The organism is Oceanospirillum beijerinckii DSM 7166 (genome assembly GCF_000422425.1).
GTDB classification, from domain to species: Bacteria; Pseudomonadota; Gammaproteobacteria; order Pseudomonadales; family Halomonadaceae; genus Oceanospirillum; species Oceanospirillum beijerinckii.
Genome location: NZ_KE383832.1, coordinates 628 through 12,010, shown reverse-complemented (window position 1 = coordinate 12,010; position 11,383 = coordinate 628). Strand labels below are relative to the sequence as shown.

Here is an 11,383-nt window from a genome sequence, read left to right as displayed (position 1 = left end):
ATGCTATGAGCGATAAGCAAAACAATCCTGAACCACAGAACAACACTGAACAAAGCAAGACCTCTGACGCCCCTTCTCAGGAAAAGGCTCAGGACACTCAACCTCAAGAGCAACAGGCTCCAGAAGCGCAAGCTCAGGAAGTGAAAGCTCAAGAAGCGCAAGCTAACGAAGAGCCCGCGCAGGAAGAGAACAAGCCAGAGCAAGCCGCAGATAACACACCGACTGCGAATAAAAAGCCTGCTCGTGGCAAAAAAGGCCGTTCACAAAATAAAGCTCCGGCTAATCAGCAATCTGCTCAAAGTGCAGAAGAGGCTAGTGAGCCAGCAGCAGAAAAGCCTGCCGAAGCGCCTCAAGCAGCGGCTCCAGTAGCCCCAGCTGCTCCTGAGGCAAACAATGAACAGCAATCCGGTGGTAAGGGGTCTAAGACTCTGGCCACTATCGCTATTATTCTGTCTCTGGGTGCGGCTTCCGCGGCGGGTTACACCGTCTGGCTGCAGAAAGAGAAAACCGTACAGCAGATGCAAGCACTGGCGGACGCCAATGAGCAGCTGCGTAGCCAACTGGAACAGCAGGGTCAGCAGATCAGCGCTCTGAACAGCCTGAAGCAGCTGCCATCCCAGACTCAGAAACTGGCCAGCGAGCAGAGCAAGCAACGCCAGCAGATGATCGACCTGGCCGGTGAACTGGCGAAGTCTCAAGCACCTAAACCAAGCGACTGGTTGCAAGCAGAAGCGGAATACCTGCTGCGTCTGGCGAACCACAGACTGCAACTGGAAGGCGATATCAAGGGTGCAGAAAAACTGCTGGCCAGCGCCGATAAGCGTCTGATGGAAGCAGATAACCCTAGCCTGTTCGCAGTACGTGAAGCGATCGCTGATGAGCGCCTGAAAGTTTCGACCGTAACCCCTGTAGATACCAGCGGTCTGTTCTTTGCCCTGGCCGCACTGGAAAATCAGGTGGACCAACTGCCTCTGCCAATGGAGCCAGGCAACCACAGCCAGATCAAAAATGGCTTTGATATGACCCTCAACGACGAAGTTCCGGTTTGGAAAGCGGTCTGGCAGGAAGCGAAGAGCCTGGTGATTATCCGTCACCGTGACGAAGCGATTACCCCACTGTTGCCACCAGAAGAAAGCATGTACCTGCGTCATAACCTGCGCCTGACCATTCAACAGGCTCAAATCGCTATGGTGAAGGGTGAAACCAAACTGTACACCAGCCTGCTGACCCAGGCTTCACAGTGGATTAAAGATCACTTCGATATGACTCAGCATAAATCCCAGGCGGTTGTTGCCGAGTTAGACAAACTGTCTAAAGCGACAATTGAGCTGGATAAACCTGAGATCTCCGGTTCTCTGCAGCTGCTGCGTGAACTGCAGCAAGAGCGCTTTAAGCCGGCAGCTAAGAAGGAGTCTTAATCATGAAACGCCTTTATATCGCTGGGGTTCTCGCACTGGCAGCCGGTATGTTTGCCGGCCTGATTATGCGTAAAGACCCGGGTTATGTGCTGTTTAGCTGGGGGCAAACCACAGTTGAGATGTCCCTGTGGGTCGCTCTGATCCTAATTCTGGCCATGGTCGTCGGTTTCCATATTCTGATGCGCATGCTGGCTGGTGTACGTCACCCGATCCGTACGCTGAACCTGCTGTCCGGTGATAACCGTGACAAGCGTGCGCTACGCTCTACTGTACGTGGCCTCTTACTGCTGGCCGAAGGTCAGTGGCGTAAAGCGGAGCGTCTGCTGGATAAGAGTGCGGGTCGTTCCGGTACGCCTCTGATCAACTATCTGGCCGCCGCCCGTGCGGCACATGCTCAGGGTCGTAACGAACAGACCGATCAGCTGCTGCAAAAAGCACTGGAAAGCACACCCAGTGCCGAAACTGCGGTATCTATCTCTCAAGCAGAGATTCAGTATGAGCGAGGTCAGTACGAACAGTGCCTGGCTTCTCTGCTACGCCTGCAGAAAAAGAATCCTCGTCATCGCTGGGTGCTGAAAACCCTGATGAAGGTGTATCGCAAGCTGGAAGACTGGCAGAGTCTGAGCGAGCTGTACCCTCAGCTGCTGAAAAACAATATCGTCAGTGACGATGAAGGCAAAGAGCTGCTGACTTCCCTGCATATCTCCATGTTTAAAAACACTCAGGAGATGGATGACGACAGTCGTCGGGAAGCCGTTCAGGCGATCTGGAAGAAGACGCCTGGCGAACTGAAGTATAACAATAAGCTGGCTGAAGCCTATGCCCGCAGCCTGCTGGCATGCGGTGCTGAACTGGTACTGGAGCGCTTCCTGCAAGATCGACTGCGTAAACACTGGTCCGATGAGCTGGTGGTCATATTTGGTCTGATCAGCAAGGGTGATAACGATCATCGCCTGAAACAAACTCAGAAGTGGCTGGAGCAGTACCCAGAGAGCGCCAGCCTGCTACTGACCGCAGGTCGCCTGAGCCTGCGTAATCAGGATTGGGACAAAGGCGCTGACTACCTGGAGCAGAGCTTCCGTAAGAACCCTCTGGCTACCACTGCGGCTGAACTAAGCCGTCTGTATGCCAGTATGGGCAATACAGCAAAGAGCCAGGAATACTACCAGTATTGTCTTGATCTGGCCGGTTACAACCTGCCAGGCTTGCCAATGCCGGAGGCAGTTAAAGCCTAAGCCGATGGCTGTCCTGATTCGGGTACCCTGACGAAGCCGGGGTACTCAATCAGACCAGCGCAGGACTAAAAGCCGACTTATGATGTGAGTCGGCTTTTTTAGTGCCTGCTATTTAAGCCTATCACTTTGTCGACTGGGTTTAATCTTAGTTGCAATGCTAACTCACTGATTCTTATATCAAATAAACACTTAATGGAAATAATTCTCAAAACCCTTTACATCATTAATGAGAACCATTAACATCTAACCATGCTTAAGAGATTAAGCACGATTTAAACCAGAAAGGGTTCAGGTTCCCGTCAGTTTTGGTTTATCTCCTCATCAAGCTAATCACGGTCTCGCCCGATAGGTCCCCTCCTATCGGGCATTTTTTTGCCTGTCACTTTTACTCTCTGCTGCGAGAATCCCTATCCTCATGGACAAGCTTTAGCAATAGCACCACATGGTCTATTCACATAGCACCACACCGCAAGCCATAACAGCCAAATCCTGAAGCCATATCACTCAACACGGGTCACGCAGAATATTATCTGTAAATTATTTGAGAATAATTCTCAAATAATGCTTTACACAGCAAACGATAATCACTATCATTTGATCATGCTTTGAAAGAAGCATTGAGTAAGCCAAGTTTAAAGGGTTCAGGTTTCCTACTTTTGGTTTATCTCCTCATCAAGCTAATCACGGTCTAGCCCGATAGGTCCCCTCCTATCGGGCATTTTTTTTGCCCAATCACTAAGACGTGAGAGCGATAGATAAACGAATCAGGCATAAAAAAACCTCCTCCAGTTTTCACCAGAAGAGGCTTTATCAAGAAACCAGTCAAGCTGAACTGAACACCTGCTCAGCTAACGACTAAACAGTCCAGATCAGAGCATCCAGAAGATTACTCTTCATCACTGTCTGGCTTATAAGTTTCGTTGCTTCTTTTCTTAATCGTGCCAAAACCAACACTCTTGCGCTCAACAGGTGCCGGACGGCGACGGGCTGGTCCATCCCCAAGAGCCTCCACATTACGGCGAGCAGAGCGCTTAGCTGCTTTTTTCTCCTGACCTTTCTTTTTATCCTTCTGAGCCTTCTTCTCTGCAGCTGTTTTAGGCTTCTTCTTACCCGCTGCCTTGCCGCTGGCCTTCACATTCTTAGGGCCTTTATATTTGCCCTCCAGGCCTTTGACACGAGTCTGTTCGAAATCTACCTGCAGATAGCGCTCAATGGCCGCTTTCAGGTTCCACTCCTGAGGCATAATCATAGAGATCGCGATACCTGTAGCACCCGCACGACCAGTACGGCCAATACGGTGCACATAGTCATCACCTTTACGGGCCATATCGTAGTTGATGACCAGCTCAATACCGGACACATCCAGACCTCGGGCAGCCACATCGGTGGCTACCATGACATTGATATGGCCGCGACGCATCAGATTCATCACATGATTACGGGTATCCTGATCCATATCCCCATGCAGTACCACGGAGCGCACATCTTTATAGCGCAGGAAGCCGCCCAGGCGATCCGCCTCGGTCTTCTTGTTAACAAAGATCAGCGCTTTTTCATAGGACTGATCATTAAGCAGACGTACCAGCATGGCATCTTTATGTTTGCTGTCATCGGCCAACAGATATTTCTGGGTAATACCCGAGTGTTGATCACGTACGGTGTTGATCATAATCACTTCAGGTTCTTTCAGGGTCGCCTCAGCCACCTTACGTACACCCGGATGACTGATGGTCGCAGAGAACAACATGGTCTGGCGCTCAGGGCGACAGCTGGCCGTAATGGTCTCCAGCTCCTCTTTAAAGCCCATGTCCAACATGCGGTCCGCTTCATCCAACACCAGATATTCAAGATCACTCAGATCAAGGGACTCTTTCTCCAGGTGCTCCGCCAGACGGCCCGGAGTGGCGATAATAATCTCAGGATTTTTACGCAGCATGGCTTTTTGATATTTAAAGCCATCACCACCGATAATCCAGGTCGCTTTTACATGGGTGAAAGCCGCCAGCTCGGTAAAGTGCTTGTAGATCTGACGCACCAGCTCACGGGTCGGCGCTAGAATCAGCGCACGGGCACCGGTGTTTGGAGACGGGTTCTGCAAGAAATGGTGCAGTATCGGCAACAAGAACGCTGCTGTTTTACCACTACCGGTCTCCGCACTTACCAACAGGTCCTTTTGCGCCATAGCAGCCGGAATAGTCTCCGCCTGAGCAGGTGTCGGCTCGGTAAATTCAAGTTTATCCAACGCCTTTAACAGGCGTTCATGCAAAGAAAGCTCGGTAAACAAAGAAGTGCACCTCAAAAACAGAATGGAATCAAAGACCTGAAGAATAACGGCTGAAATAACAGCTCAAGCCCCGATAAAAAGAAAGTGTAATTGACGCAAGGATAGCACAAACCTGGGTATTCTCTGACCCGTTTTTAAGGCGGAAAGCACACTACAGGCCAAAGACATTAGATCACCACGCAGCAGAATAGATGGATTTTTTTCCAATCGTAATGGCAGACTCTAAACCCTTATATTAGCCACTAATTTTAGTATTTTATGAAACCTATCCAACATAAGCTTTTGACACTGAGGCTCTTGCCTGACAAGGCTAACAGACACACAATACCTGTCTCTCTGTAGGGGGACAATTCTCAGAAATAGCCGGAAGTGGCACAGACTCTAGGCTTCTTGCGGTAGATGAGGGCAATAAGGTGATTGATTTGTTGCCCTCCCATGTTTCAGTATTTTAAGCAGCCTATATGGTGGCGCCAGCAAAAGCTCAGCACAACCACTGCAAACAGTCGTTCCACTCCCTGTATATCCCGCAAGCCTTTCTCCTCCAGGTTAAACCCTCTCTTTTTACAGTATTTCGATTGACCGTCGCATGCAATAGTCATCTAGCATGGTTAATGAGCTGCGTCATAGTGAATCAACCGGTGGAGTGAAATACCCCTATTGCAAGCTATCTCAGGCTCATTCACTTTTTTCTGTCTGATTTATACCGGACTTTCAGATTTTTCCCCCCCTACAGTAATGATAAACTCATCCAAAGAAATGGCAGCCACCATCAGGTTGTTTTGCGGTGAAAGAAGCTTAGAAGATAATTCTAATGCTTTTTAATCTGCCTTAAAGCCCACACACCTTACATAATATTTAATAGAGCGGCTCCCTATGTCTCCCGTTTATCCGCAAAACCATAAACAAGTTACCTTTATCGATACCGGCCTGCCGGATTACCAGACGCTCATTGATGCTCTACCGCAGGGCATGGCAGTGGTGCTGGTCGCACCGGACCAGGATGGTGTTCAGGTAATGGCCGATTGGGCCATGTCTCACACCGATTATGATGCCATCCATGTGCTTGGACATGGTGCAGACAGTACTCAGCAGTTGGGCAGCGCCACGCTCTCTTCTGATAACCTTAGTCAGTACCAGGTCCAACTTAGTCAGATAGGTTCTGCTCTGGCTGAAGACGGTGATATTTTGCTCTATGGCTGTAATGCCGCGGCCAATCAAACCGGTACCGCTTTTATCGGCAAACTCGCGCAAGCTACTGGCGCGGATGTAGCTGCATCCGACGATTTAACCGGTGCTGTGGATAAGGGCGGAGACTGGGATTTAGAAGTACAATCCGGCCAGATTGGGCAAAAAGATGGCGAGAAACTTTATGCAGCTGACTTTCACTATAACCATCTGTTGGCCACTTATAATATGGCCAGTTTGAACCTTGGTGGCAATGATACAGCTACATCCGGCTACCAGACCATATCAGGAACAAGTAACCAACTTGAATATGTAAATAATGCGGAGGCTTTTAGTAGTGGTGGTGGTGCTGTTTATGCATCAGCAGTTAATCTATCAACCTTTACACACATTATTAAAGCAGACGGTACAAATGCAGAATCGTTTACATTAGATGAAATATCCATACGGTCTTGGACACTGAATTCGAGCACCACTACGATCGATATTTCCTTGGTATTAAAAAATACAGACGGGGGAACGATTAGCACTTATACAGCTGACGATCTTTCCACTGAAGGTGGTGTCGATTTATCATCAAAATTAAACAGTGATTTTAGCGGCACATCGGGTGTGGCATCAATAGAACTGACACTGTCAGGTGCTATTGATACGTCGAATGGCCCAATTTCCGCCAGTGACTTCGGCGTGACAGGATTGGAGATCACGAATTTTGTCAGCCCAACCAGCGCCCCCACCGTCACCGATGGCAATATTTCAATAACATCAACTGGTTCTGGCGCCGGTGGTATCTATAAGATTGGCGATACCGTTACGGTAGAATGGGACAATACTTCGGCTACTGGTGATAATAATTCCGGTATCACGGGAGTTACTGCTGATTTTTCCGCATTCGGTGGTGGGGCGGCTGTTACTGCGATTAATAGTGGTGATAAGTGGACAGCGTCTTACACGCTGACCAGCGGTTCCATTGATAGCGACAGTTTAAATGTTTCTATCAGCGCTACAGGCAGTGATACGACAACTACGGCGGACACTACCAATTTAACCGCTGATAATGTGGTACCAACTGTGACGGATGGCAATATCAGTATTTCCGGTGCCAGCGGTACGGGTGGTGCCTATATAGTAGGCGATACGATTACCGTGACCTGGAACAACACCGCAGGTGGCGATAACAATAGTGACATCTCTTCGGCTACCGTTGATTTTACTGAATTTGGTGGTGGTGCAGCGGTTGCGGCCAGTAACAGTAGCGGCACTTGGACTGCATCGTATACGATACAAGAAGGATCTATTGATGGCACCGGTAAGAATGTATCACTAACGGCGACTGATAATGCTGGTAATACGACCACCACGGCTGATACAACGAATGCTAAGGTAGATAACCAATCCCCTGTGGTGAGTGATTCTCATATCGCGATTACTTCTGTTGGTACTAATGCTGGTAGTTATGTGGTTGGCGATATCATCACTGCAACCTGGGATAACAGCGGTACTGGTGATAATAATACTGACACAATCTCAGGGGTAACCTTCGACTTTTCTGCCTTTGGTGGCGGTGCTGCTGTGGCTGCGACCGAAAGTGGTGGTGTTTGGACTGCAAGTTATAGTGTGGTTGCAGGCAATACTGATGGCACCAGTTTAAATGTATCGGCGACGGCTACCGATAATGCCGGTAACACAACAACGACAAGTGATACCTCGAATCTGACGCTTGACAACCAACCTCCAACAATCACTGATGGTAATATCAGTATTTCCGGTGCCTCTGGTACAGCTGGTGCGTACAAAGTAGGCGATACCGTTACTGTTACTTGGGACAATACCGGTAGTGGCGATAATAACGGTGATATTTCCAGTGCTACAGTTGATTTCTCAGCCTTTGGTGGTGGTGCTGCGGTAGCAGCCAGTGACAGCAGTGGTATTTGGACTGCTACTTATGTTATCACCGAAGATGGCGGCGGCAGTCTTGATAGTACCAACCTCAATGTCTCGGTGACTGCTACTGATAACTCCGGTAATGCTACGACGACGGCTGATACCAGCAATGCAACCTTTGATAATGACTCCCCTGTGGTCTCAGATGGCAATATCAGTATTTCCGGTGCCTCCGGTACTGCGGGTGTCTTTAAGGTCGGTGATACGGTCACAGTGACCTGGAACAATACCGCTGGCGGTGACAATAACGGCGATACTATTTCCAGCGCAATGGTGGATTTCTCTGCTTTTGGTGGCGGCTCTGCAGTCGCTGCCAGTGAAAGCAGTGGTACTTGGACTGCCACTTATACTATTACCGAAGACGGTGGCAGCGGCAACAGTATTGACGGTACTAGTCTCAATGTTTCGGTGACTGCCACGGATAATGCCGGTAATGCCACAATGGCCGCTGATACCACGAATGCGGCGGTTGATAATGACTCTCCAGGCACATTAACAGGGTCTCTCTCTATTTATGAAAATAGCGCTAATACAACTGCCGTCGGTACTGTTTCGGGTGGTGGTTCTGATGGCATTAGCTATTCATTAACTGATGATGCGGGAGGTCGATTTGCAATTGATTCCTCCGGTAATGTCACGGTAGCAGATGGCAGCCTGTTAAACAGAGAAAATAATACAAGCCATAACATTACTGTATTAGCGACCGATAATGCGGGCAATACCAAGAGTGATATATTAGCAGTCACGGTTGACAATGTTAATGAAGAACCTACAGCCTCTGCGACTGGTGATAATAGCTTGGCAGCGGGTGGTGGCTCGGCGGTTTCTGTCTTTTCCAGTACGGCGATCAGTGCGGTAGATACAGCCGAAAATATTGCCAGCGTAACCTTTACGGTCAGTGGTCTGGTGGATACCGGCAACGAAAAGCTGATCATTGATAGTTCCACTGTTGATCTTATGACAACTGTCGGTCAGACAACTGCGACAGGCAACAATATTGCTTATCAGGTTACCCACAATGCTGGTACTGCGACCGTTGTTATTACAGGGCCTGCGGGCGCGGCTGTCGCCAACACCGTTTTCCAAACTGCCTTAGATGGCATGACATATCAGAATACTTTGGGTGCAGTAACAACGGGGAATCGTGTCTTTACCCTCACTCAGGTGCAGGATGAAGGGGGGACGGCTAACGGAGGTGATGATACGCTTACGGCATCGATAGCCTCGACAATTAATGTGGTTAACGGCGATACGCCAACGGCGACCAATGCCACTAAATCTGCTACCGAAGACACGCCTTTCAACATGACTGCATCAGAGATTGTGCTGGTGCAAGAGGCTAATGCAACTGATGTGTTAGAGTTTATCACCCTTGGCACTATTACTGGCGGAACGCTTGCCTTTACTGGTACGGCAGCTACATCAGGTACTACATCAAGTGTCGGATCTGGTAGCGTTACCTTGGTCGATGAGCCGGCTGCACTTACGGCAGGGCAGCATATTCATGTTGATAACATTGCTAATATCCAGTTTACACCGACGGCTAATAGCACCACGCCTGGCTCTGTACTTTACACGGTGACCGATGCAGGCGGTGATGCCTCGACATCGGCTACTTTGACCATCAATCTGGCTGCTGTTGAAGATGCACCAACACTGACTGGTGTAACCTCAACGATTACCGCAGTGGAAGATACCGCAACCAATCTGGTGACCGGTTCACCTGTATTTGCTGATGTGGATACTACAGGTAATGTGGTTGCGACTCTGACTGCAACCAATGGCTCCGCCGTTTTGACTGCTTCTGACTCCGGTGGCGTTGTGGTAGGTAATAGCGGTACCAATGCGATTACTTTGACGGGTACGGCAGCTGCTATTAATACTTTTCTGGATACCGCTTCTAATGTGACCTACAAAGGGGCTGCTAATAGTACAGCAACGGACACTGCTGTAATCTCTGTAAATGATGGTGAAGGTGGTACCGAAGCCAATGCGACAACCATTACAGTGAATATTACAGCGGTTAACGATGAGCCTGTCGTCAGTGCTACCGGAACGGGTGGAAACTCTGTTAATGGTGCTGCAACCGATCTGTTTAACAGTACGGCGATTGATGTGGCCAGTCCTGATACAGGTGATCAGGTCAAAACCGTGACCTTTACCATCAGTGGTCTGCAGGATGGTGCAGATGAGAAGATCAATCTTGATAGCACGGCAATCGTACTGACAGATGGTACTAATGGCACAACTGGTGGCAGTAGTCTTGGCTACAGCGTGGCTGTCTCATCCGGCACCGCGACGGTAACTATTACCCATGCAGGCATAGCAGAAGCGACCATTGAAGGTTTGTTGGATGCGATGACCTATCAAAATACCGCAGCTGGCTTCACTGAAGGTGCCCGTGTTGTGACCATTACCTCGGTGCAGGATACTGGAGGTGTTGCTAACAGTGGTGACGATACCTGGTCTACCGGAGGTATTACTTCAACGGTGACTGTTGTCGATGGAACTAAACCAACTGCAACCAGTTATACGGATACTGGTAATGAGGAAGCTAAAGTTGATCTATCGGCAACTGAGCTGCCCACTGAGCAGGACGTAGGACCTGTAGATGATATTGAGTATATTACCATAGACACTTCAACGGTGACGGGTGGTGTTTTATCGCTGGATTCTACCGGCACGACAGGTACATCCACTGTTGGCAGCATCAGCTATGACACAACAGCAGGTAATCTCACTGGCACCGTACATATTAATATTGACGATATCAGCAAACTGGATTTCACGCCAACAGCGAACCTTGCTGGCACGGGGGCTGCCAGCTTTAAATGGACTGTAACGGATGCAGGTGGTCATATATCACCTGAAGCAACCTACACACTGAATCTGACTAATACTTCAGATACCCCGGAAGGCACGGATAAAACTGTCTCTATTAATACCAGTCAAACCCATACCTTTAGTGCCAGTGATTTTGGCTTTACCGATGTGGACACTGGTGACACGTTGAATCGGGTACAGGTGAATGTTCAGAGCATTGATAATGGTGCTCTGAAACTGAATGGTAACGCTGTTAGTGACGGCGACTGGATTGCTCTGGCTGATATCGGTAATCTGGTTTACACCCCAAGTGGAACAGGTACTGATACTTTCACCTTTACAGTAGAAGATGACAGTACAACCAATGAAACAGATAGTACACCTAATACCATAACTCTCAATGTAACCAGTCCTCCAAGCACAGGGGGCGGTGGAGGTGGTGGCGGCACACCGACCCCAGAACCGGAGCCAGAGCCAGAGCCAGAGCCAGAGCC

At 49.2% G+C, this 11,383-nt stretch carries 4 protein-coding genes and 1 pseudogene; 3 read left to right on the top strand and 2 right to left on the bottom strand.

All coding sequences use genetic code 11. The features are described from left to right. Positions 1 to 5: 5 nt before the first annotated feature. Entirely contained in the window at positions 6 to 1,418 is a 1,413-nt protein-coding gene (locus H579_RS0122150) for a uroporphyrinogen-III C-methyltransferase (RefSeq protein WP_028302473.1), read from the top strand. A gap of 2 nt (positions 1,419 to 1,420) precedes the next feature. Then, the gene (locus tag H579_RS0122145; protein ID WP_028302472.1) at positions 1,421 to 2,653 is read left to right on the top strand and encodes a heme biosynthesis HemY N-terminal domain-containing protein; all 1,233 of its coding nucleotides are present in this window, start codon (positions 1,421 to 1,423) and stop codon (positions 2,651 to 2,653) included. Between the two features lie 886 nt (positions 2,654 to 3,539). Here the strand turns inward: H579_RS0122145 and H579_RS27135 are convergent. Both H579_RS27135 and H579_RS30190 read right to left on the bottom strand, forming a co-directional pair. Next, the gene (locus H579_RS27135) at positions 3,540 to 4,937 is read right to left on the bottom strand and encodes a DEAD/DEAH box helicase (protein WP_084624289.1); all 1,398 of its coding nucleotides are present in this window, start codon (positions 4,935 to 4,937) and stop codon (positions 3,540 to 3,542) included. 353 nt (positions 4,938 to 5,290) lie between these two features. After that, positions 5,291 to 5,546, bottom strand: a pseudogene (locus tag H579_RS30190) (IS4 family transposase); the annotation flags it as partial. A gap of 264 nt (positions 5,547 to 5,810) precedes the next feature. Here H579_RS30190 and H579_RS27130 point away from each other — a divergent pair. Beyond that, the coding region (locus H579_RS27130; protein WP_036567231.1) for a DUF4347 domain-containing protein at positions 5,811 to 11,383 on the top strand (5,573 nt) is incomplete at its 3' end.

What these genes read in the sequence shown, in the direction of transcription:
- H579_RS0122150 (WP_028302473.1), top strand. Translation starts at nt 6, where the DNA reads ATGAGCGATAAGCAAAACAATCCTGAACCACAGAACAACACTGAACAA.
- H579_RS0122145 (WP_028302472.1), top strand. Translation starts at nt 1,421, where the DNA reads ATGAAACGCCTTTATATCGCTGGGGTTCTCGCACTGGCAGCCGGTATG.